Below are 22,966 nucleotides of genomic sequence, written 5' to 3'. Positions count from 1 at the left end.
TGATTAGTTGATTAGTTGAATGGTTGAATGGCAACTGTCCACGTTCAGCGTTCCCCTCTCCCAGACTTTTATTCTTGGAAAAGGAGATCAAGATGGTGTGGGCAATTGAAACTTTTTTAAATTTTTAACACTCTTTGCACTCTTTGTGACTCCTTTGAGCTCTCTGTGGTCGCTTGAAATAGTTTGTTTAATCTTTTTCTGCGATGATTGGCGTAATCTGCAAGAAAATTACTTTACGCACATTGTGGTTTGTTTTTGGTTGCGGCTGTGCTGCCTTGCAATAAACTCATTAATTAAACGACATCTCGTTTAATTCACATTTCAGGGCTGCTGATATGAAATAAATCTCCTGCCTTAATCGTTAATCCAGATAATCAAAACATGGGAATCGTTCAGATTTGTAACATAAATTTGCTTTAACCGTACAGGACTTGTAAATTTTTCGATTTCATGGTAAAATGAAATGGAGCGCTGACTTGACAGACTCGAACTTAAAACGAATTTACGATAAAGTGATGGCCGGTGAACGGCTGTCTTTTGAAGACGGGATGACGCTTTTCAATTCTAACGATGTGTTGACCATTGGTGAAATGGCGCATCATATCCGCGTTCAAAAAAACGGCTTAAAAACCTTTTACACCCTGAATCAACACATCAACCCCACCAATATCTGCCGCAACGATTGCCTGTTTTGCGCCTTCTACCGTAAGGATGGTCAGGAGGGCGCCTATCGTATGTCGCTGGAAACGGTGCGTCAGAAGGTACTGGAACGCATCGAAGAGCCGATCACCGAAATCCACATTGTCGGCGGTTTAGACGACGGCCTGCCTTACGAATACTACATTGATGTATTGCGCGTGGTAAAAGAGGTGCGGCCGAATGTAAACATAAAAGCCTACACGGCTGTTGAAATCGCCTACCTGGCCGAACGCTCCGGCAAATCATGGGCAGCGGTGCTGGATGATTTATTGGAGGCCGGTTTAAACACCATGCCCGGCGGCGGCGCGGAGGTGTTCAGCGAACGGGTGAAGCGCAAGCTGTTTATGGACAAACTTTCGGCCGATGAGTGGATCGAAATCCATAAAATCGCGCACCAAAAGGGCATTCGCACCAATGCCACCATGTTGTACGGCCACATCGAAAAAGACGAGGAAAAGGTCGATCATTTAATCCGTTTGCGTAAGGCGCAGGATGAATCGGGCGGATTTCTCACTTTTTTACCACTGCTTTTCCATCCGGAAAATACGCGCATGGCTCGCCTGCCCATGGCCACCGGTGTGGAAGATCTAAAGCACATTGCCATCAGCCGCCTGTTGCTGGATAATTTTGATCATATCAAGGCCTATTGGGTGATGCTGGGTAAAGACGTGGCGCAAATTGCCCTCTCTTTTGGCGCGGACGATATTGATGGCTCGGTGGTGGAAGAACGTATCTACCACATGGCCGGCGCCAGATCGTCACAAATGATGACGCGCAGTCAACTGAAAAAATTGATCAGCGAATGCGGCTTTGTCCCTGTGGAACGAAATGCGCTGTACCAGAGTGTAAATACGGAAACGGAAATCATCGATCAGGTTTAATTCGGAGAATTCAATGGAAATTAATAATCTATTTGGCGGAGCATCGCAAACGCAGCCGGAAGGCGACGCCCCCATTTCTTACAAAGTAAAAAATGTAAGCTATGTTAGTTATTTGAATACCAAACCGCTGGTGTACGGCCTGGAAAAAGGTCTGGTGAAACATGATTTCGTCATGCAAAAAGATGTGCCTTCTGTTTGCGCGGAACGTTTGCTGCAGGGCGAGGTGGAGCTCGGACTGATTCCTTCCATTGAATATGCCCGCGGCAAGGGCGGTTTGAAAATTGTGCCGGAATTGTGCATCGCTTCCAGAGGTGCGGTAAAGAGCGTTGCGCTCTTTTTCAATCAGGATATCAGGCGCATCAACACCATTGCTCTGGATACCAGCTCGCGAACTTCCGTGGCGCTGTTAAAAATCTTGCTATTAGAAAAGTTTGAAATCGAGCCGCAGTTTGTGCCCATGGCGCCCGACCTGCAGGAGATGCTACAAAAAGCCGATGCGGCCCTGGTCATTGGCGACCGGGCGCTGCAATACCAGGCGTCCTTTCCCAACCATCTGGACCTGGGCGAAGAATGGACCGACATGACGGGCCTGCCTTTTGTTTACGCCTTCTGGGCCGGTCATGAATTGAGCCTGAGCAACGACGAAGTGACCATCATGCAAAAATCCTATGAAATCGGCGCGCAAAATATCGAAAAAATTTCCCGTGAATATGCCGTGGGTAAAACGCAGAGCTGGCAGTTCTACCAGGAGTATTTGACCAGGAATATTTTCTACAAGCTGGACGAGGACGAAAAAGCCGGGTTACTGGAATTTTACCATTACGCGTTTTATCTGGGCTTAATTGAACATATTCCGGAGCTGCATTTTTATGAAGATCAATAAACAGACCATAGAGCAAAAGGTGGCCGAGAACGGACGATTAACCCTGGAAGAGGGGCTGTTTTTGTTTGAAGAAGCCGATCTAATCTGGCTGGGCAAACTGGCCGACCGGGTTAAGCGCCGCTTCCATCCCAGGCCTGTTGTCACCTTTATTATCGATCGCAATATCAATTACACCAATATCTGTGTGGCCAATTGTGATTTTTGCGCGTTTTACGAAAAAATAGGCTCCTCACACGGCTATGTGCTCAAAAAAGAAGAAATCGCGCGCAAAATTCAGGAAACGATTGATCGGGGCGGCTACCAGATTTTAATGCAGGGCGGATTGAATCCGCAATTAAAAATTGATTTTTATGAGGATCTCTTTCGTTTTATCAAGGAAAAATTTCCAGCGGTGCGCATTCATTCGCTTTCCCCGCCGGAAATTCACTACATTGCAAAGATTTCCCACCTTTCGCTGCAAGATACGCTGATTCGTTTGCGCGGGGCCGGTCTGGATTCCATTCCCGGCGGCGGCGCTGAAATTCTGGTAGATGAAGTCCGCATAAAATTGAATGCCAATAAAACCACTGCCGAACAGTGGCTTAAGGTGATGGAAACTGCGCACAAAATGGGCATGAAGAGCACGGCCACCATGATGTTTGGGCATGTGGAAACTTACGAGCACCGTTTGCAGCACATGATAAAAATCCGCGAGCTGCAGGATCACACCCTGGGGTTTACGGCTTTTATTCCCTGGACCTTTCAGCCGGAAAACACGCGCGTTCATGTGCAAAAGACCAGCGCCTACGACTATTTGCGAACCCTGGCCATTTCTCGATTGATGCTGGACAACCTGCCCAATATTCAGGTGTCGTGGGTGACCATGGGCGCTAAGATTGCGCAAATGGGCCTGTTTTTTGGCGGCAATGATTTTGGCAGCGTGATGATCGAAGAAAATGTGGTGGCGGCGGCCGGAGCGACTTTTCGGATGGACCGCCAGGAAATCGAACGCATTATTATTAAGGCGGGATTCGAGCCGCGCCTGCGCGACATGGAATATAATCTGTTGAATTAATGTGAAAAAAAAAGAAGCCTACTGCGCCAGTTGGATTGTACCGGTTGTCAGCCCGCCCATGCGCGAGGCCGCGCTCATCGTCGAAGATGGCGTCATCTCTACCATTGTGCCCGGCCATGAATTGCCCCGGCATGCTAAAAATTTGAAAATTTACAACTTCCCCAATGGCGTTATATTGCCGGCCTGGGTCAATGCGCACACCCATCTGGAATTATCTTATTTTAAAGATGAAACAATACCGGCCGGGCAGTTTTTTGAATGGGTGGAAAGGTTGCTGGCCGTTCGCGCGCAAAAAGAAAATCCGCAGCGCGTCAAAACGGCTGCCCTGCAGCAGATGCGCCTGATGCGGCAATCGGGGACTGCGCTGGCGGGCGATATTACCAACGGTCCGCTGCTGGAGCCTTTGCCCGACGAACCGCTTGAACGGGCGATCTTTTACGAGATTCTGGGCTTTTTACCGGAGCGCGCTGAGGTCATTTTTGAAAAGGCCCAACAGGAATTACAGGCCAGAAATCCACACGCCATTCTTACGCCCCATGCGCCCTATTCAACCTCTCCGCACTTGCTGAAAAAGATCGCCAGCGCTTCTGCCAGAATGTCCATCCACCTGGCCGAGAGCAAAAGCGAATATGCGTTTTTAACGGAAGGTTCTGCAGAGCTGACCGCCTTTTTAAAAGCGCGCAAGGCCTGGCCGGAGAACTGGAAGACGCCCGGAAAAACGCCGGTGGGCTATTTAAACGATCTTGGTTTGCTACACGGTAAAACACTGCTGGTGCACGGCGTGCAGGTAACGGACAGAGATCTGGATATTTTGAAAAACAGCGGCGCTGCGGTTTGCATTTGCGCGCGCAGCAACGACCGGCTGAACGTGGGGCTGCCGCCGATTCAAAAATACCTTGAGAAAGGGATTCCGCTGTGTATCGGAACCGACAGTCTGGCTTCCAACGTCAGCCTTGATTTGAATGACGAAATTTATTATCTATGGGAGCGCTTTAACCAGGCGCTGCATCCTGTGACTCTGGTGCGCATGGCGACTTTGAACGGCGCCAGAGCGCTGGGTCGTGAAGGGGAGTTTGGTTCGCTGGAAGTTGGTAAAAAAGCGGCCTTTAACGTGTTTGAATTTGACGAAGCGATTAAAGAAGAGCCTGAATCTGCTGTGGTTTCACGAAAATGGAGAAGATTGAGATGCTTTTGAAGAAGATTTTGCAACGCATTGTAGAATACGGCCACATGATTAAGTTTTCGCATTCCATATTTGCTTTGCCGTTTGCCCTGTCGTCGGCCGTTCTGGCCAATGATGCGGTTCCTTTGACCATGGAAAAGTTGCTGTGGATTGTTGTGGCGATGGTTAGCGCCCGTAGCGCGGCCATGGGGTTTAACCGCCTGGTCGATCGCGAGTACGACGCCGCCAACCCGCGCACTAAAAACCGGCACCTGCCCGCCGGTAAAATCAAAGCGGCAGAAGTCGCGGCCTTTGTGTTAATTTCGTCTCTGGTTTTTGTTTTTTCATCATTCAAGTTGAATATGTTGTGTTTTGCCCTGTCGCCGGTGGCCCTGTTCGTCATCTTTTTTTACTCATACACCAAACGGTTTACGGCTTTTTCCCATTATGTGCTGGGCGTGGCGCTGGGCATTTCGCCGGTTGGCGCCTGGCTGGCCATTACCGGTTCGTTTGCCCTGCCGCCGATTTTATTAGGCCTGGCGGTGGTTTTTTGGGTGGCCGGATTCGACATTTTGTACGCTTTGCAGGACTACGACTTTGACCGGCAGTATCAGTTGTATTCCATTCCGCGGCTGGTGGGGGCGCGTAAAGCCATGTGGATCGCCCGCTTCAGCCATTTAGTGGCCTTTACCCTGCTTTTTAGCCTTTGGATTTTGTTGGACCTGCATTTTATTTATCTTTTGGGATTGACCGTCATTGCCGGCTTGCTCAGCTACGAACATGCGCTGGTAGAACCCGACGACCTTTCCCAGCTGGACATGGCATTTTTCAATATGAACGGTATCATCAGCGTCATCTTTTTTATTAGCATTCTGGGAGATTACTTTTTGTTATGAAGCGTATTGTGGTGGGGATCAGCGGCGCCAGCGGCATGCTTTACGCGGCGCGTTTTTTGCGTGCCGTGCCGGCCGATTACGAGGTGCATCTGATTGTCTCCTCTGTGGCGCAGAAAATTTTGCAGGTTGAGCTCGGCTGGGATGTAAAAAAACAGCCTTTTGCGCAGTTCTGGGAAACCTTTAGCGAAGAGCCCTATCTGGGCGCCGCCATTGTTGTGCATCCGGCAGAAAATCATTTTGCGCCGGTGGCCAGCGGTTCTTTTATAACTAAAGGGATGGTCATCATTCCCTGTTCGGCTAAAACCCTTTCCGGAGTGGCCAGTGGTTACGCGGCCAACCTGATGGAACGAACGGCCGACGTTCATTTGAAGGAGCGGCGGCCGCTGATTCTGGTGTTACGCGAAACGCCCTACAGTTTAATTCACATCGAAAACATGAAAAAGGCAACGCTGGCCGGAGCGACCATATTACCAGCATCGCCGGGATTTTACCACCAGCCGCAAAGCGTGAACGATCTGGTGGATTTTGTGGCGGCCCGCGTGATGGATCACCTGAATATTGAGCATCAATTGAGTAAACGCTGGGGAGAAAACGATGGCTGAGCCGCAGATGGTTCTGGAACCGGGAAAGCAGAAAAAACACTATGTGCGTAATATGTTCAACGCCATTGCGCATCGCTATGATTTTTTGAACCATTTTTTAAGTTTTGGAATCGACATTCTGTGGCGCAAAAAGGCCGTTCGCAAGCTGCAGGTTTCTGATGAGCATCGCGTGCTCGATCTGGCCTGCGGCACGGCAGACTTTGCTCTGGAAGCGATTCGGCAAAAAGGCTGCCAGGTGGTGGGGGTGGATATCGCCCTGCGCATGCTTAAATTTGCCCGTCCCAAAATAGCGGATGAAAAAATACGCTCTCGTCTGGCGCTGATCAATGCCGACGGCGAAAATTTGCCGTTTAAAGAGCACAGTTTCCATGGCATGACCATCGCATTTGGCATCAGGAATATGGGCGACATGCAGCGCGCGTTAAAAGAAATAAACCGCGTTTTAACGCTGGATGGTCAGGCCATTATTCTGGAGTTCTCTTTACCGACCTTTTTTCTGTTCCGCCAGCTCTATTTGTTTTATTTTAAAAATATTTTGCCATTGATAGGCCGATTGGTTAGTAAAGATCCGGCAGCCTATTCTTATTTACCGGCTTCGGTAGAAAAGTTTCCTTCCATTGGCGAATTTACAGCCCAATTAAAAATGGCCGGCTTTGATCGGGTGGAACACTGGAAGCTGCTCAACGGCGTGGCTGTCATTTATCGGGCAACCAAGATCATTCCTTAAAAAAGTCAGATGGCAGGCGAGGGCCGCGGCCGCAGCCATCACCCTTAGCGCCCGCTCTCAGAATACAAGTCTGGGAGAGGGGAACTGCTGATCGTAGGTTCTTCAGGCGTTTTTTATCTTACGATGTAAGGCATTACAAGCTATTATTGAATCGTGCAGCCATTCGACTCTTGCACTTTAAAACCTGGTAAGGATTCACCCGGGTTGCCCCTGGGGCTGTCTCAAAAGCGAAATTAAACACATAATTATTTAAAATCATGGAAAATCTTACATTAGCCCTCACCCCCTGCCCCCCCCTCTCCCGAAAATCGGGAGAGGGGGAATTAAAGGGGGTGAGGGAAAGAAAAAATTAATAAAAATACATTGTCTTTGACTTTTGGGACAGCCCCAGGAATGACAAACCGGTGACTCTTACACTCTTACACTCTTACACTCTTATACTCTTATACTCTTACACGCTCACCTATCAAAGCTTTTAAAGCTTGATCTCTCCAAACTCTTTCAGTTTGTCGATCACCATTTTCTGAATCTCTTGCAAACGCTCCGGAGTGCGCGCTTCAAAGCGCATAACCAGCACCGGTTGCGTATTGGAAGCGCGAACCAATCCCCAGCCGTCGCCGAACTGGATACGCACGCCATCGATATCGATTACTTCGTAATTCTGAGAAAAGTACGCTTTAGCTTTGGCCGCCATATTGAATTTGATTTCATCATTTTCCACTTCGGCGCGAATTTCAGGGGTGGAGTAGTACTTGGGTACATCAGACAAAAATTCAGAAACTTTTTGATGGCTGCGGGAAACCAGTTCCACCATTCTGACCGAGGCGTAAATGGCGTCGTCAAAACCGAAAAAGCGATCAGCAAAAAAGAGGTGTCCGCTCATTTCACCGGCAAACGGCGCTTTCAGATCTTTCATCTTCTGTTTGATATTGGAATGCCCGGTTTTAGACATGACTGGTTTGCCGCCGAATTTTTCGATCATTTCCGGCAGGGCTTGCGAGCATTTAACGTCAAAAATGATCGGCGCACCGGGATTATCTTTCAAAATATCACGACTAAAGATAATCATCAGCCGGTCGCCCCAGATAATATCGCCGTTTTCGTCAATAACGCCAATGCGGTCGGCGTCGCCGTCGTAGCCAATGCCCAGTTCCGCATCGCTTTCCTGCGTTGTTTTGATTAATTCCTGAATGTATTTAACAACCGTTGGATCCGGATGGTGGTTGGGGAATCGTCCGTCCGGGGTGTCAAACAGATCGATGGTATCGGCGCCCAGTTCTTTAAACAGACGATGCGCCACCAGAGAAGCCGCTCCGTTGCCGGAATCCAGAACCACCTTTACCGGTCGTTCCAGTTTGACATTCTGTTTGATAAAATTAATATAGTCATCAATCACTTCCTGTTTTTCGTAAGTACCGCTGCCTTTTTCGAAATCCTCTTTTTCAATCAGAGTCCGGATGTCCTGAATCATGGGCCCAAAAACCGGAGCGTTATGCAGGGTGATTTTAAATCCGTTAAATTCAGGAGGATTGTGAGAACCGGTAATCATCACACCGCCCTGCACATCGGGAATATGGTGCATGCTAAAATATTGTACCGGTGTGGGGACCTGGCCTAAATCCACGACGTTAACGCCCGTGCTTCGTAAACCGGCCATCAAAGCCTTGCGCAGCTTTTCGGTCGAAAGGCGGACGTCGCCGCCAATGGTAATGCGCCGCGCGTTGTGCCGCACCATGTAAGTGCCGATGCCCCTGCCCAGCAGTTCTACCACTTCTTCGGTTAAATCTTTATCCACAACACCGCGGATGTCGTATTCTCGAAAGATGTACGGACTGATCATATCTTTTCCTCCTTGTGTTTTTATCTTTAAATTCAATTATTCCTGTAAAATCAATATGTTTTGTTGTTGCGATTTACTTTTCAACGTTTCCAGCGTTTTTGAATCCAATGGGCCGGGTTTAAACCAGAGCATGATAAGGTGTTCGGAAATTTCTGCAATATTAGATCTCAGCTGCTGCTCTTCTATTTTTTCTGTTACGATTCGGATTTGTTTTGGCGGAAAAAAATAGCCATAGCGGGAGATTAATTTGCTGAATCCAATCAGCCGATTGTAATCCGAGCTTTGAATGACTTCCAGCTTTTTGTTAAATTCCTGTGTTAAAAGAGAAAATTTATCGGAATAAACGAATTCTTGAAAAGCGGTTTTTATTTTAGCCCATTTTTCTATCAAGGCCATAATAGCCTTTTCATCCAGATAAAAATGGAGTTCGGGTTCGTAAACCGGTCGGTAATCCTTGAATAATACTGAGAAAATAGATTCGCTATAGGCCCGTCCTCTGGCAATTCGTTCCAGTAAAAATTTCTGAAACAAAAACTCAAAGAACAGAATTTGTCGGAAGTCGTAGATCCCTTTGTTTATCAGCGCATGAATGTCAATATCGATGTAAATTTCATTCTGGATGATTTTTGGGGAAACGATCATGTTTATTTCTTTTAAAGGTAAAGGAGACGCTCTGAAAGCGGGTTTGGTAAGCGCTTTAACCTGAAAGCGGTCGTCAAAATTCAATAAAAAAGCGCCGGATTTGAGTGTGCGGCTGGCACGGAACAGAACTTGTAGAATACTATCCATCGGCTGGGCCAGCGGCAAAAACGTACAGCTAAAATTTTTCTCCTCAAAAATAGATGGACTTTCGTCATACGCCTTAAAAATCAAAACGTCGCCTATTTGGGTAACGGGGCTGAGTTTTAGTGAGTCAATTGATTCGTCTTGCAAATTATTTTTGTGAACAATAAAAAAAGTGTTGCCCGCCGTAAGGTATCCCGGCAGGCTCAACGCGCCCCAGATGAGCAAAAGAAAAACACAACCCGTTTTGGATGAAAAAAAATATTTCAGCATATTATTTAAACTCAATATATTGGTTCGGCATTTCAAAAAATTCATCGACAAATTTATTTTCAGGTTTTAAGTTTAATCGGAACAATGCATCGCTTTTTAAATAGCATTCGGAATACAACTGTAACAACGCTTTGGTGTCATTGTCAAAATTCAACCACTTAAAATATTTTAAATAGTCCTTAAAATACCAGTCCTTAAAAACTGCTTTTTGTTGCCTGAGCTGTTCAAAAAATCGGTTCTCGTCTAATGCGCTTATTTTATCTGCCTTAAGTGAAATTTTCCCTTCCTTAATCTGAATCGGAGCCAGTATTCGCCAGCAGTTTTGCTCCTGTATATTTATCTGATTCTTTAAAAAATCGATTAAAAACCTCTGGAAAACAAACAGCCAGTAAAGTCGATCGTTATTATTGCTTGAAAAGGTATCTTCTTTTATTGCCTTACTGGCAATAAAACGATGCAGAGTATTTAAAATATGAAATATGTCAATCCTTCCAGAAATTAATAGATACATGTGCGGATGTAAAGTTACAGGGGGGACATGGTTGACCTGAGCCTCTTTCACTCTTTTGAAGAAAGAATCTGGCTGTAAAAATTTTGATATATTTTTCATTTGCTGATAGACAAGGTTTTGATCGTAAATCAGGTATTTATGACGCTTGTTCAGCAGTAACAAGGTTTTTAGAATGGACGGTAGATTATTCTCAAAGTCGTCCGCGCTAAAGCGAACAATAAGAAAGGCCTGTTCATGGGCGTTAAAAGGTTTTTCGGGGATAATGCGGTTGAGCAGCGGCTGGCAAATGGCGCCCTGTCTTTGTAAAGCAATTTCTATTTCCTCTAAAATATAATCGATCGTCAACGGGTTATTAAACGGTGTTTTGTCGATTAGTAAATAGATATTAACATAATCGACAAATGGATTTTTTTCGAACATTACCGTCGGGCCGCCTGCCAGACGTTTGGTTAACGGCGGCGAGGCAGCAAAAAGCGATTCTGAAAAAGCAACGTTCAAAACGATCAATATGGCAACAATATATTTTAAAAGATTGTTCATCATAGCTCTCTGCAAAACGTTCCCGAAATCCTGTTTTTTATGTCAGACGCATCCAATTAAAGAATGAAAATAAACATTTTATTTAAAATCGGCAAAAAATAGTCAACGGTCATTGAAAATTAAAAAATAATGTGGTATTTTAAAAATGGAAGTACTCTTTAGCATCTGAAAGATTAATTGTTCTGCGTCACATTGGTAAAAAATTGCGCTAAAACTATTTGACTTTAAGTGGTAATTTTATATACTTTGAAGAGGTGAAAGAAATATTGAAATAAGGGAAATGAAATGAAAGAAAAAGTATTAAAAGTATTAGAGAGTATCCGTCCGGGATTGCAGGCCGACGGTGGAGATGTGGAATTTGTAAAGATCGATGAAGACAATGTGGTGTACATCCGTCTTGTTGGTGCGTGCGGTGGTTGCCCGATGTCGCAAATTACATTAAAACAGGGGATAGAACGGATTATGAAGATGCAAATCCCCGAAGTAAAAGCAGTTGAAGCAATTTGAAAGTAAAATTTTTAGAATTTGAGGTGAATAATGGTAGAAGTCCGTGTAAATGGGATATTTATGACCCAAACACAGGCCAGCGGGATCATTTTAAAAGAGCAAGACGGCGACCGCGCCCTGCCGATTGTAATCGGTGAATATGAAGCCCAGGCTATTGCGCTGGCCCTGGAAAATTTAAAACCGCCGCGTCCCATTACACATGATCTGGCAGCCAATATTCTGGAAACGCTGGGCGTTGAAATGGAGCAGGTGATCATCACGGAATTAAAGGATAACACATATTATGCGATAATTAAGCTAAATTATGCCGGACAGTTGTTTGAAATCGATTCACGGCCAAGCGACGCCATTGCTCTTGCGTTAAGGCTGGGAACACCCATTTTTGTTGATGAGATGGTGATGGAGCAGGCTTCTTATGTTCCTGAGGAAGAAGAAGCGGATGAGTTTGGCGAATCCAAAAGCGGAAACAAGAGTTTTATGAAACATACCAAAGAAGACGAACTGGAATTATTGCGGGAACAGTTGAAAAAAGCGGTTGAGAATGAAGAATATGAAAAAGCGGCTAAAATAAGGGACAAGATAAAACGGATGGAATCCGGTTCTTGATGTTTTTCTGGAGAAAGGTGCTGTATGCCCAATTATAATTTTCTATTTAAGATTTACGGTGTAAGAGGAAGCTATCCTATTGCGCCGGTTGAAGGAACGCAATTTGGCGGAAATACGACTTGCGTGATGGCCCGAACGCCAGACCATGTGGTCATATTTGATGCAGGCAGCGGAATCATTCCCCTTGGTAAAGAGCTTTTGCCCGAGATTCTGGAACATCAAAAAAAGTCAGACGGTCCGTTTCACATCACCATTCTTTTTACGCACACGCACATCGATCATATTTTAGGGCTGCCTTATTTTACACCGATTTACATGCCTCAGGTCCACTTACATTTTGTTGGGCCGCCTACCGTAGGCGTTGATTTTGAAACCATTTTACGGACTCAGGTTTTGCCGCAATATTTTCCGGTGAGCATGGATGAATTCCGCAGTCAAAAGTCTTTTTACAATGTGAGTGAAAATACCTTTGTCTATTTTAACGATTCAAAAGAGCCCGTCATTGGAGATGTACGCCATCAAAAGCCCGGTCAATTCGGTTTTCGGATCGACACCATGAAGTATTATTTCCATCCCAAAGACGGAACGTATTTGTACAACATTTTGTGGAATGACCATAAAATTACGTTTGCCACAGATATTGAAGGTTACAAAGGCGGCGATCAGCGTTTAATCAAGTTCGCGCAAAATGCCGATATTCTGATTCACGACGCGCAGTACACTGAAGAGCAGTACAAGATGTTTTGCGGATACGGCCACAGCAGCTTTGTGATGGCCTGCGATACAGCCCGGGAAGCCGGTGCAAAAAAATTGCTTCTATTCCATCATGACCCCAATAATTCAGACGAGCAACTGAAGACACTTGAAAAGGATGCGCAAAAGTTGTTCCCGCAGGCCGAACTGGCTAAAGAGGGCTGGAGCTGGCAGGTCTGAAAAGTCCCATGTATTTGAAATAGTTGTTCTCTTTGGTGAAGGTTGGAGGGGATTCCTGCGTTCGCAGGAATGACGTGTTTGTTGTGTAAGGGATTCCTGCTTGCGCAGGAATGACGGGTTCCTTGTGTAAGGGATTCCTGCTTACGCAGGAATGACGGGTTGGGGGATGTCATTCCGGCGGAGCGGCAGCGAGAGCCGGAATCCTGTGAAGGTTTGAGGGGATTCCGGCTTGCGGGGGGGATGACGGGGCTTTTGGTTTGGGGGGATTCCTGCTTGCGCAGGAATGACATGTTCGTTGGTTTGAAGGGATTCCTGCGTTCGCAGGAATGACGTTGGTGGGCTGTCATTCCGGCGGAGCGGCAGCGAGAGCCGGAATCCTGTGATGGTTTGGGGGGATTCCGGCTTGCGGGGGATGACGGGGCTTTTTTTTGGGGGGATTCCTGCTTGCGCAGGAATGACATGTTCGTTGGTTTGAAGGGATTCCTGCGTTCGCAGGAATGACATGTTCGTTGGTTTGCAGGGATTCCTGCTTGCGCAGGAATGACGTGTTTGTTGGTTTGAAGGGGATTCCTGCGTTCGCAGGGATGACGGGTTGGCGTGGGGTTAGGTATCTTTACTGATTTTCTGGCGGGATTGGATGGCCATACCAATGGTCGCTCCATCCAGATATTCCAGATGCGCTCCCATTGGTACGCCGCTGGCCAGACGACTGATCTGTACTTCCATGTCTTTTAACAATTTGGTGATATAGATGATGGTTGTTTCTGCTTCGGTGCTGGGATTTAAAGCCAGGATGACCTCTTCAATGGGTTCGTTTTTAACGCGTTCGATTAGCGATCTGATGTTGAGGTCTTCAGGGTTGACGCCGGCCAGGGGCGAGATGACGCCGCCCAGGACGTGGTAAAGGCCGCGGTAGGTGTGCGTTTCCTCAATGGCCAAAACATCGACAATATCTTCAACCACGCAAATTTTATGTGTGTCACGACGCGGGTCGGAGCAGATGGCGCAAAGCTCGTCTTCCGCCACATTAAAGCAGCGTTTACAGAGGCGTGTTTTTTGTTTGACGTTTAAGATGGCCTGCGCCAGTTCCTGCGCGTAGCCGTCGCTGCTTTTTAAAATAAAAATGGCCAGACGCTGCGCGGTTTTTTGACCGATGCCCGGTAAACGCGCCAACTGGCCGATTAATTCGTCCAGAACAGAAATTCCCAGTTCACGCATGTTTACAGACCCGGAAATTTAAAACCATCTGGTAAGTTTAGATTGCCAAGCAAACCGCCGGTCACTTTTTTCATTTCTTCTTCCGCGCGTTTTTGCGCGTTTTGAATGGCCTGATTGACCGCAGCCACCAGCAAATCTTCGATCATTTCCTGGTCTTCTTCTTTCAGGATGTCCGGTTCGATCTTAATAGAAAGAATTTCTAATTTACAATTGGCGATCACTTTTACCATACCGCCGCCGGCGCTGCCTTCCACTGTAACGGAGGCCAGGGAATCCTGAACCTTTTTCATCTCTTCCTGCATCTTTTGGGCCTGTTTTAAAATATTATTCATATCCAGCATGGTATGCTCCTTTTACATTATTTCCAGATCAAATTCATCCGCCAATTTGCGTAGATGATCGGATTTGGAAAGGATTTGTTTCATAATTTCTTCTTTAGTCGCGTTGCTTTGTTCGGCCGCGACGGCCTGTTGCGCTTCTTCCTTTTTTACCTGAATTTCAAAACGAATGGAAGACTGCAGGAGTTCCGAAAGCTGATTTTCCAGCCAGTAGCGTTGATTGCTAATAATGGCTCCTTCTTTACCCAGAGAGACGGTTAATTTGCCGTCATTAAAATGTTTTAGCACTGCTTTTTCCAGAACCGATGAAAGGGAAGGCCGTTGGGCGCTAATCCGTTCGACGTATTGTTTCCATTTGTTCTGAATGGTAGTTAAGTCAAGCGTTGGCGGTGTTTGCGAAGAAGCGCTGTAAGCCGGTTGATGGTCAGAGGCTATGTTGTTACTGGCTTTTTTTTTTAGCAGATTTAGGTTTTCTAAAATTTGTTCGATTTCTGTCGTTTTTGGCAATTTAGCCAGCTTTACCAGCCCCAGTTCAAATTTTAATTGAGGCTGTTGGCTCGCTTTAACGGCATTAATCGTCTCGCCGATGGTTTTTAAATAACCGATGAGGTCGTTCTCGGAAATTTCTTTGGCCAGCTCACGATAGCGTTCCAGGTAAACTTCAGAAGTATCTAAAAGGTCCGGGGAGTTGGTGGCTTTTAATACAAGGATGTTTCTGAAATGTTCTTCCAGTCCTAAAAGGAATTCGTTTAAATCGTAACCGGTCTGGAAGATTTTATTGGCGGTTAAAATAATGTTTTTAATATCGCTATTTCGAATGTAATCCGTCAAATGGAAAAATTCGTCCTGATGGATGACGCCCAGGGCCTTAGCCACATCTTCAAATTTTATTTCGTTGCCGGAAAAGGAGATAAGCTGGTCCAGAATACTTTGCGAATCACGCATGGAACCATCGGCCTTTTTAGCAATTTGCAGCAGCGCTTCCTCTTCGACCTTTATGTTTTCTGAATCACAAATTTTGCGCAGGTGTTCCATAATGGTTTTAATGGGCATTCTTCTGAAGTCGAATCGTTGACAACGGGAAAGAATGGTCGGCGGTACGCGGTGGATTTCAGTTGTGGCAAAAATGAAGATGACGTGTTCGGGCGGTTCTTCCAGTGTTTTTAGAAGGGCGTTAAAAGCCTCTTTAGTGAGCATGTGTACTTCGTCGATGATGTACACGCGGTATTTGCCCATGGAGGGGGCAAAGCGGATTTTTTCGCGCAGGTTGCGGATTTCATCGATGCCACGATTGGAAGCGCCGTCGATCTCGTAAACATCGAGCGCGTTGCCTTTGGTGATGGCCTGGCAGGATGGACAGGCATTGCAAGGGGTGGGCGTTGGGCCCTTTTCGCAGTTGACGGCTTTGGCCAGGATACGGGCGGTGGTGGTTTTACCCACGCCGCGCGGGCCGGAAAAGATGTAAGCATGGGCGATTCGTCCATTGGCAATGGCATTAGCCAGAGTTTTAGAAACATGCTCCTGACCAATTACTTCTTCGAAGGTTTGCGGACGATAACGACGCGCAATGACAACGTAAGACATTTGAATACCAATCCTTACTGAACACCTGTCATAAAAAATTGCCAGGTGAACCCGCGGCACATAGGTAAAGCACTTACCGCTGCTTCCTTCCGGACCTGACGGGGTTCGGTGCCGCCCTATTGCGCGGGACCTGGCAAAGCGGAACCATGCGGAGTCGAACCGCAATGCTGGCCATTTAAGGCCAGGCTCTCCGACAGAGCAGTAGCCCCTGCAAGCTCTGTAATTTAGTTAGAGAAACGATGAGAGTCAAGCAAAGTTCCGCGAGGAACTGAATGGCCCCCAAATTTTTTAGGATAACAATATTTTTTCTAAAATCATTTTTACAACTCACCCCCTAATTTCATACTTACTAACACGTTAGGTATGCTCTTATCCCCCTCTCTTTGCAAAAAGAGAGGGGGATTAAGGGGGTGAGTTTTTCATACATTCAGCTATTGTATTCCCTTAAATATCAATCGATTATAAGGTCTTTGTTTGAAATTTTGGGGGACATTCAGAAGTTCCGCGAGGAACGGTCATTATAAACCTTTTTATGTTGTTTTTTTGCCAGGCGTTTGGTCCCCGCGCAAACTTTTTAAAATCTCATCAATCTTTGGCAAAGGTTACCAGCGAACGGCTGCCGTTATCTTTAAAACTGCTGATGATTTTCATCGCACGGTCAAAAGGAACAGTGATGAATGAAAAATTATCTTTCACTTTAACATCGCTGATTTGCCGGGCCTTAATGTCCGATTTGCTGGTAATCAGTTTGACCAGTTTTTTAGGCGTTAACTGATCCGTTCTGCCCAGTGCGATGAAAAGGCGAGCGTTGCCATTTTTTTTGCTCTTTGTTCTGGGTCTGTCCGGGTCGGCCACGTCTGCAAAGTTTTTAGGATTCAGTTCTTTTTGAAAACTGAACTGTAAAACGGCGGCCAGCACCTCGGCCGGATCGTTATCTTTTAATAATTCTTGAGCCCATTCCAGATAGTGCTTATCGATTTTGCCTTCGGAGATATTTTTGAGTTGTTCGCTAATTTTATTGCGTTTGGCATTGATGATGTCCTGCGCTCTGGGCAGACGTGCTTTCATGATTTTTCTGCCGGCGATTTGTTGAATAAATTGAAATTTTCTGGTTTCGCCGGGCGTCACAAAGGTAACGGCCACGCCCTGTTTTCCGGCGCGTCCCGTTCGGCCAATGCGGTGCACATACGATTCCGGATCCTGGGGCAGGGCGTAGTTGATCACATGGCTGATATCGTTTACATCGATGCCTCGGGCTGCCACATCGGTGGCCACCAGAATGTTGACCTTGCGGCTTTTAAAACGATTCAGGCTGCGTTCTCGCTGTCCCTGAGAAATTTCGCCGTGGATGGCTTCTGCGCTGTAACCGCGTTCCAGCAGGTCTTCGGCTAACGATGCCGCGTCTTTGCGTGTTTTGCAAAAGATCAGACCGTAAAAATGGTCTTCGAAATCGATGATGCGGCAGAGAGCGCGGAACTTTTCCGACACGCGAACTTCATAAAAAATTTGTTCGGTTAAGCTGGGCATCAGTTGTTCTTTTTTGGCTGTAATCATTTCGTAGCCATCCATGTACTTTCGCGCCAGGTCTTTAATGCGCGGCGGAATGGTAGCCGAAAAAAGCAGCGTTCTTTTGTCAGGATTGGTGTGTCGCATGATCTCTTCCATGTCTTCGATAAAGCCCATGTTGAGCATTTCGTCGGCTTCGTCGAGAATCAACTGTTCGATGCGATCCAGTTTAAGTGTTTTACGATTGATGTGATCGATGACGCGGCCAGGCGTGCCTACCACAATGTGAATTCCCTGTTTCAGTTTTCGTAACTGGGTTTCGATGGATTGCCCGCCGTAAATCGGCACGATTTTCAGGTCTTTTTCGCCTTTAAGCGAATCGATTTCATCGGCCACCTGAATGGCCAGCTCGCGCGTGGGCACAAGAATCAGAGCCTGAACTGATCGGGTGGAAGGATCTATTTTTTCAATCAAAGGCAAACCAAAGGCTGCGGTTTTACCGGTGCCGGTTTGAGCCTGGGCGATTAAATTAGCGTCGTTGTCCAGCATCATGGGAATGGTAAGGGCCTGAATGTCGGTCGGTTTTTCAAAGCCTTTGCGGTCGATTGCCTCTAAGACGTGCGTTGAAAGGGCAAAATCACTGAATGTCATGTTGTTGTTCATAAAGTCTCTCTTTTTTAGATAAATGTGTTTGCGTATCGTTTAAGACGAAAACGAGCATAATGATATCAATGGAATCATTACATTCCGCTTAAATATTTTCTACCGTGAATTTTGGATCCTTAAAGGTCGTGAGGAAATCAAAAACCTGGTTTTGGGCAGGCATCCTTACCCCGACTGGTAAAGGACATGAAAATGCACCGGAGAATCTTCGCTTTAATTGCAGCCAATATAACGTAATTTTGTGCAATAACCAAATTCTTGTTTTTTTTGGGGAAAAAAATAGCGCGCCAGCAAGCAAAATATTTGATTTAATTAAGCGCGAAGGGCGCGAAGGTCGCAAAAATGTTTTAAATTAAGAAAATTATTTTATTTAGCCACTTACTTCATCGATCTTCCTTTTTTAGAATAAGAATGTAGGAGAGGTGGATGTTGCCGGCGGGCAATTTTTTCCAGCAGTGTTCAGGACTTCTGGTACGGAGATAGGCGTTCCGAGTGGAAGGAAAGAGCCCATTAATGAAGGATGATATTCCTTTGTTCATTGGCCTAAACCGTTGAAACGGTTTCGCTATAATCATTTCGTCCCTTCGGGACTTTAAATTAGCTTGTCGACTAATCAACTCTTACACTTATTTCAATATCAACGTTGGCGTTCATTTGCCGGGGTAACCCTCACCCCCTCATTCCCAGATAAGGTCTGGAAGAGGTGGATGTTGCCGGCGGGCAATTTTTTCCAGCAGTGTTCAGGACTTCTGGCACGGAGATAGGCGTTCCGAGTGGAAAGAAAGAGCCCATTAATGAAGGATGAAATTCCTTTGTTCATTGGCGTAAACCGTTGAAACGGTTTACCCTGTTCTCAACCGAGTCAAATCCATCAACCACTAAGGCCTTATGAAAATTCTGGTAGCAAAAGAGGCGTTCAATCATTTTCAAGAAATTGTTCAAAATGAAAAAGCCCGCCTTTAAAAAAGCGGGCTTTTGTATTTAAAGAATTTAGCTGTTGGCCTTCTCGAACTTTTTCATGAAATCAACCAGTTTCTCCACGGCTTCCATGGGTACCGCATTATAGATGGAAGCCCGGATACCGCCGACCGAGCGATGTCCTTTTAGGCCCAGCATGCCGTTTTCCAGCGCTTCGGCCACAAATTTTTTCTCCAGCTCTTCGGACGGCAAACGGAAGGTAACGTTCATCAACGAGCGGCTGTCTGGCCGGGCTGTGCCGCGATAAAAAGAGCTTTGATCCAGCGCATCATAAATAAGGCCGGCTTTTTGGCGATTGATCTGTTCGATTTTTTCCAGCCCGCCCTGCGCCTTCATCCATTCCAGCACCAGCTTCACAATGTAAACGGCAAAAGTTGGAGGCGTATTGTACAACGAATCCTTTCCGCCAATGATCTTGTAGCTGGTCATGGTGGGAATATTGTCCGGACTCTTTTCCAGCAGGTCTTCGCGAATAATGACCACGGTAACGCCCGAAGGGCCCATGTTCTTCTGAGCTCCGGCGTAAATCAGGGCAAACTTGCTCACGTCTATCTTGCGGCAGGCAATATCCGACGACATATCGGCGATCAATGCCACATCGCCCGTTTCGGGAAACTGTTGAAATTGAGTTCCAAAAATCGTATTGTTCGAGGTGATGTGCAGATAGGCGGCATTGGGCGAAACTTTAATATCGCCGGGAATGTAAGAGAAACTCTCGTCTTCCGAACTGGCCACAACGTTCACCTTTTTGCCCAATTTTTGCGCTTCCTGAATGGCTTTTTTAGACCAGGAACCAGTGTTAACATATTCTGCAAACTGCCCCTCGCCAATCAAATTCAATGGCACGGCGGCGAACTGCAAGGTAGCCCCTCCCTGCATAAAAAGCACTTTGTAATTCTGCGGTATGTCCATTATTTCCTTCAGCAGACGTTCCGCATCTTTAATAATACCATCGAACGTTTTGGAACGGTGACTCATTTCCAGGATGGAAATGCCCTCGCCCTTATAGTTCAAAAGATCTTTTTGCACCTCTTCTAAAACCGGTAATGGGAGCGCCGCAGGACCCGGATTGAAATTGTAAATACGTCCCTCTTTCATTGTAATACCCCTTTCCACTTGATAGAACATTGAACCTTCGAATACTTATTTTTTTGTTGCCTTTAATATAATAATTCTTAGATTAAAACTGAACTAAATTTTGAAAAAAAATTAACAATCGGTGAAGAAAAAATGCTTTTCGAAAAAAAATATTTAAGCTGGTTGTTCATTTTTTTTGGTCTGGTATTTGCGCTGGATAATTTTAATGTATTGCGCTTACACTGGGCGCTTTACATTATTCTGGCAGGCCTGCTCTTTTTACTGGTTTATTTTTTAAAAAGAGAATTGACTTTCTTCCTTTTGCCGGGCGTTATGCTAACGGTGTATGGTTTCCTTTTTATGTACTGCGCTCTGAGCCAGTGGCAGAATATGTCGCTGCTGTGGCCTGTATTATTTCTGGCCCCCGGGCTGGGCTTTATGCTCCTCTATTTTTTACAGAAACGGGAAACATACTTTCTGGTACCCGGAGGATTGCTACTGCTCTTTGGCCTGTTATTCTTTTTGCGCAGGCTGACCGTTATCAAATACTGGCCTTTACTTTTAATGGGCATCGGCATTGCATTATTGATTCGTCATCATGTAACCAAAACGTAAACGGGGCAAATATGATCAGACTTTTTCTTGTCGGCTTTGGAAACGTAGGACGTGAGCTGGCGCGGCTCTTAAAAGATCGGAGCAGCCCTTTTACAGATTTTAACACGCGCCATTTTAGCGTAACCTCCATCGCCACGCGTTCGCACGGCAGTTTATCCGCTGCCGAAGGTATTGACGTACAAAAAGCGTTGAACTATTTTTTACAAAAGGGGCGCTTCGATCGAGGTTGCGATGGCTTTACCAACGCCGCAACCGATGAACTATTGCAACATACAGACTACGATGTGCTGGTCGATCTTTCTGCGCTGGAATTGAAAGACTTTGCCCGCTCAAGCGCGCAGCGCCTGGAGCGCGCCCTGCGCGCCGGAAAACACGTGGTAACCGCCAACAAAGGACCTATTGCCTTCCATTACCAGAAGTTAAAGACATTAGCCCAGAAACAGCAGCGGAAATTGCTGTTCGAATCCACGGTCATGGACGGCACGCCCATTTTTAACATGTACCGCGCCGCTTTAGCGGGCGCAACAGTAAAACAATTCTCCGGCATCCTGAATTCAACGACTAATTTTTTACTGGGCGAGCTGGAATCAGGCGTAGAATTGCCGGCGGCGCTGGATAAAGCGCGCCGTCTTGGAATGGTAGAAGCCGATGCCAACCACGATTTGCAGGGCTGGGATGCCGCTCTGAAATCAGCTATTTTGTGCAATGTCTTTTTTGACACTCAGATCGATCCGTTTCAAATCCCGAGAGACTCGTTTGAGCGGATAACGCCGGAGGATGTGCAAAAGGCTAAAAAAGCGGGCAAACGCTTAAAATTTGTGGCCGGCGGCTCTCATGAAAATGGTCAGATAAAAGCCTGGGTTAAGTTGCAGGTATTAAAAGCTGATCACCCGTTTTTTAGCGTGGACGCCAGTAGTTCGATTTTACAAATAGAGTTAAAAAATCTTGCCACTTTAACCATTGTACAGCGCCATCCCACCATTACCGATACGGCTTACGGGGTAATTAGCGACCTGCTGCAAATTTTGAAAATTTACAAAGAAAGGAAAACGCAATGAAAGCAATCCGCATCCATGAACATGGCGGCGCCGATGTCCTGCGGGTAGAAGAACTGCCCATACCGGAAATTGAAAGCGATGAAGTATTGATTCGCGTGGAAGCCGCCGCGTTAAACCACCTTGATTTGTGGGTCCGAAAAGGTATTCCAGGCGTTCCCTTACCGCTGATTATGGGCAGCGAGGCGGCCGGCGAAGTGGTGCGCGTCGGCGAACGAGCGCACAACCGTTTTGGCCTGAATGTGGGCGACCATGTATTCAACATTCCCATACACAGTTGCGGACGTTGTCCGTATTGTCTTGCCGGAAAAGAAAATTTGTGCGCCCGCTTTCAAATTCCCGGCGAAAGCATGCAGGGCGTTCAGGCCGAATATATTGCGGTTCCGGCTGCCTATGTTTACAGGCGTCCCGAGAACTTAAGCTGGGCAGAAACGGCCGCTTTTCCACTGGCCGGCATGACCGCCTACCACATGCTGGTACAAAAGGCAGGCGTACGACCCGAGCACACCGTTCTGGTGTACGGCGCTTCTTCCGGGGTTGGCTCCTCGGCCATTCAAATTGCCCGAGCGTTTGGCGCGCGCGTTATTACCACGGTCGGTAGCGCGCAAAAGGCAAAACTGGCCAAAAAACTGGGCGCCGACCATGTCATTCGCTACGATCAGGAATCGATTGGCAAAACAGTAAAAGAACTGACCGACGGACAGGGCGCAGACATCATCATAGAGCATCCCGGTCAGGCTACCTGGCGCGAAAGCCTGCGGGCCTTAAAAAAGGGCGGTAAACTGGTAACCTGCGGCGCAACCACGGGGCCCAAAGTAGAGATCGATTTGCGCGCCTTGTTCATTAAACATCAGCAGATTATCGGCTCCACTATGGGCACACGGAAAGATATTATCGAATTGGCAGATTTAATCAGGCGCGGTAAGTTCAAACCGCAGATCGCCAGAGAGTTCACTTTTGAAGAGGCGGCTAAAGCGCACGCTTTTCTGGAAAGCGGCCAGGCTTTTGGTAAAGTGGTGCTGATCAACCGCTGAA

Annotated in this window: 21 protein-coding genes and 1 other RNA gene; 13 read left to right on the top strand and 9 right to left on the bottom strand. The window is 46.6% G+C overall.

The annotated features are described in order from the left end of the window. Positions 1-476: 476 nt before the first annotated feature. Genes mqnE through ubiE form a run of 7 tightly spaced genes read left to right on the top strand, consistent with a single transcriptional unit; the run spans position 477 to position 6,904 of the window. Complete coding sequence (mqnE, locus tag Cabys_RS15320) at positions 477-1,580, top strand: aminofutalosine synthase MqnE (protein WP_006927035.1); 1,104 nt, start codon at positions 477-479, stop codon at positions 1,578-1,580. 13 nt (positions 1,581-1,593) lie between these two features. Beyond that, on the top strand, positions 1,594-2,463 hold the full coding sequence (locus tag Cabys_RS15315; RefSeq protein ID WP_006927034.1) for a menaquinone biosynthetic enzyme MqnA/MqnD family protein: 870 nt from the start codon (positions 1,594-1,596) through the stop codon (positions 2,461-2,463). Then, on the top strand, positions 2,450-3,517 hold the full coding sequence (gene mqnC / locus Cabys_RS15310) for a cyclic dehypoxanthinyl futalosine synthase (protein ID WP_006927032.1): 1,068 nt from the start codon (positions 2,450-2,452) through the stop codon (positions 3,515-3,517). The genes Cabys_RS15315 and mqnC overlap by 14 nt, the downstream gene beginning before the upstream one ends. 1 nt (position 3,518) lies before the next feature. After that, positions 3,519-4,712, top strand: coding sequence for an amidohydrolase family protein (locus Cabys_RS15305; RefSeq protein WP_006927030.1), 1,194 nt, complete (start codon positions 3,519-3,521; stop codon positions 4,710-4,712). After that, positions 4,703-5,575 carry a UbiA-like polyprenyltransferase gene (locus tag Cabys_RS15300; RefSeq protein ID WP_006927029.1) on the top strand — a complete coding sequence of 291 codons (873 nt, stop codon included), beginning with the start codon at positions 4,703-4,705 and terminating at the stop codon, positions 5,573-5,575. The genes Cabys_RS15305 and Cabys_RS15300 overlap by 10 nt, the downstream gene beginning before the upstream one ends. Then, positions 5,572-6,177: a UbiX family flavin prenyltransferase gene (locus tag Cabys_RS15295; protein ID WP_006927028.1), complete on the top strand. Its 606-nt coding sequence runs from the start codon at positions 5,572-5,574 to the stop codon at positions 6,175-6,177. The genes Cabys_RS15300 and Cabys_RS15295 overlap by 4 nt, the downstream gene beginning before the upstream one ends. After that, entirely contained in the window at positions 6,170-6,904 is a 735-nt protein-coding gene (ubiE, locus tag Cabys_RS15290) for a bifunctional demethylmenaquinone methyltransferase/2-methoxy-6-polyprenyl-1,4-benzoquinol methylase UbiE (RefSeq protein ID WP_006927027.1), read from the top strand. The genes Cabys_RS15295 and ubiE overlap by 8 nt, the downstream gene beginning before the upstream one ends. Before the next feature lie 475 nt (positions 6,905-7,379). Here ubiE and Cabys_RS15285 read toward each other — a convergent pair whose 3' ends face one another. From Cabys_RS15285 to Cabys_RS15275, 3 genes are read right to left on the bottom strand one after another with little or no spacing between them, the layout of a single operon-like run. Then, on the bottom strand, positions 7,380-8,744 hold the full coding sequence (locus Cabys_RS15285) for a phosphomannomutase/phosphoglucomutase (RefSeq protein ID WP_006927026.1): 1,365 nt from the start codon (positions 8,742-8,744) through the stop codon (positions 7,380-7,382). Positions 8,745-8,780: 36 nt separating this feature from the next. Then, on the bottom strand, positions 8,781-9,800 hold the full coding sequence (locus Cabys_RS15280) for a hypothetical protein (RefSeq protein WP_006927025.1): 1,020 nt from the start codon (positions 9,798-9,800) through the stop codon (positions 8,781-8,783). Position 9,801: 1 nt separating this feature from the next. Continuing rightward, a complete protein-coding gene (locus Cabys_RS15275; protein ID WP_150109230.1) occupies positions 9,802-10,854 on the bottom strand; it encodes a hypothetical protein in 1,053 nt (350 codons plus the stop codon). A gap of 282 nt (positions 10,855-11,136) precedes the next feature. Here Cabys_RS15275 and Cabys_RS15270 point away from each other — a divergent pair, with 282 nt between their 5' ends. From Cabys_RS15270 to Cabys_RS15260, 3 genes are read left to right on the top strand one after another with little or no spacing between them, the layout of a single operon-like run. Next, entirely contained in the window at positions 11,137-11,358 is a 222-nt protein-coding gene (locus Cabys_RS15270) for a NifU family protein (RefSeq protein WP_006927023.1), read from the top strand. A 30-nt stretch (positions 11,359-11,388) separates the two neighbouring features. Further along, a complete protein-coding gene (locus tag Cabys_RS15265) occupies positions 11,389-11,964 on the top strand; it encodes a bifunctional nuclease family protein (protein ID WP_006927022.1) in 576 nt (191 codons plus the stop codon). Between the two features lie 24 nt (positions 11,965-11,988). Continuing rightward, positions 11,989-12,897, top strand: coding sequence for an MBL fold metallo-hydrolase (locus Cabys_RS15260; RefSeq protein WP_006927021.1), 909 nt, complete (start codon positions 11,989-11,991; stop codon positions 12,895-12,897). A 603-nt stretch (positions 12,898-13,500) separates the two neighbouring features. On the opposite strand, the gene recR is transcribed toward Cabys_RS15260, so the two are convergent. The 6 genes from recR to serC form a co-directional block, all read right to left on the bottom strand. Further along, the gene (recR, locus tag Cabys_RS15255) at positions 13,501-14,115 is read right to left on the bottom strand and encodes a recombination mediator RecR (RefSeq protein ID WP_006927020.1); all 615 of its coding nucleotides are present in this window, start codon (positions 14,113-14,115) and stop codon (positions 13,501-13,503) included. Positions 14,116-14,117: 2 nt separating this feature from the next. After that, complete coding sequence (locus Cabys_RS15250) at positions 14,118-14,456, bottom strand: YbaB/EbfC family nucleoid-associated protein (RefSeq protein WP_006927019.1); 339 nt, start codon at positions 14,454-14,456, stop codon at positions 14,118-14,120. Between the two features lie 12 nt (positions 14,457-14,468). After that, positions 14,469-16,037: a DNA polymerase III subunit gamma/tau gene (gene dnaX, locus Cabys_RS15245; protein WP_006927018.1), complete on the bottom strand. Its 1,569-nt coding sequence runs from the start codon at positions 16,035-16,037 to the stop codon at positions 14,469-14,471. 36 nt (positions 16,038-16,073) lie between these two features. Then, positions 16,074-16,173: signal recognition particle sRNA small type (gene ffs / locus Cabys_RS15240), an RNA gene on the bottom strand. A 449-nt stretch (positions 16,174-16,622) separates the two neighbouring features. Further along, entirely contained in the window at positions 16,623-18,206 is a 1,584-nt protein-coding gene (locus Cabys_RS15235; RefSeq protein WP_006927017.1) for a DEAD/DEAH box helicase, read from the bottom strand. Between the two features lie 990 nt (positions 18,207-19,196). After that, positions 19,197-20,282 carry a 3-phosphoserine/phosphohydroxythreonine transaminase gene (gene serC, locus Cabys_RS15225; protein ID WP_044280968.1) on the bottom strand — a complete coding sequence of 362 codons (1,086 nt, stop codon included), beginning with the start codon at positions 20,280-20,282 and terminating at the stop codon, positions 19,197-19,199. Between the two features lie 132 nt (positions 20,283-20,414). Between serC and Cabys_RS15220 the strand changes: the two genes are divergently transcribed. Genes Cabys_RS15220 through Cabys_RS15210 form a run of 3 tightly spaced genes read left to right on the top strand, consistent with a single transcriptional unit; the run spans position 20,415 to position 22,965 of the window. Then, a complete protein-coding gene (locus tag Cabys_RS15220) occupies positions 20,415-20,876 on the top strand; it encodes a hypothetical protein (protein WP_006927015.1) in 462 nt (153 codons plus the stop codon). An 11-nt stretch (positions 20,877-20,887) separates the two neighbouring features. Then, positions 20,888-21,934, top strand: a complete 1,047-nt coding sequence (locus Cabys_RS15215; protein ID WP_006927014.1) for a homoserine dehydrogenase — start codon at positions 20,888-20,890, stop codon at positions 21,932-21,934. Continuing rightward, a complete protein-coding gene (locus tag Cabys_RS15210) occupies positions 21,931-22,965 on the top strand; it encodes a zinc-binding dehydrogenase (protein ID WP_006927013.1) in 1,035 nt (344 codons plus the stop codon). Before Cabys_RS15215 ends, Cabys_RS15210 begins: the two co-directional genes overlap by 4 nt. The last annotated feature ends 1 nt before the right edge of the window (position 22,966 follow it).

The organism is Caldithrix abyssi DSM 13497 (assembly GCF_001886815.1).
GTDB lineage: Bacteria > Calditrichota > Calditrichia > Calditrichales > Calditrichaceae > Caldithrix > Caldithrix abyssi.
The sequence above is the reverse complement of the archived record's forward strand: the minus strand, read 5'-3'. Positions and strand labels throughout refer to the sequence as shown.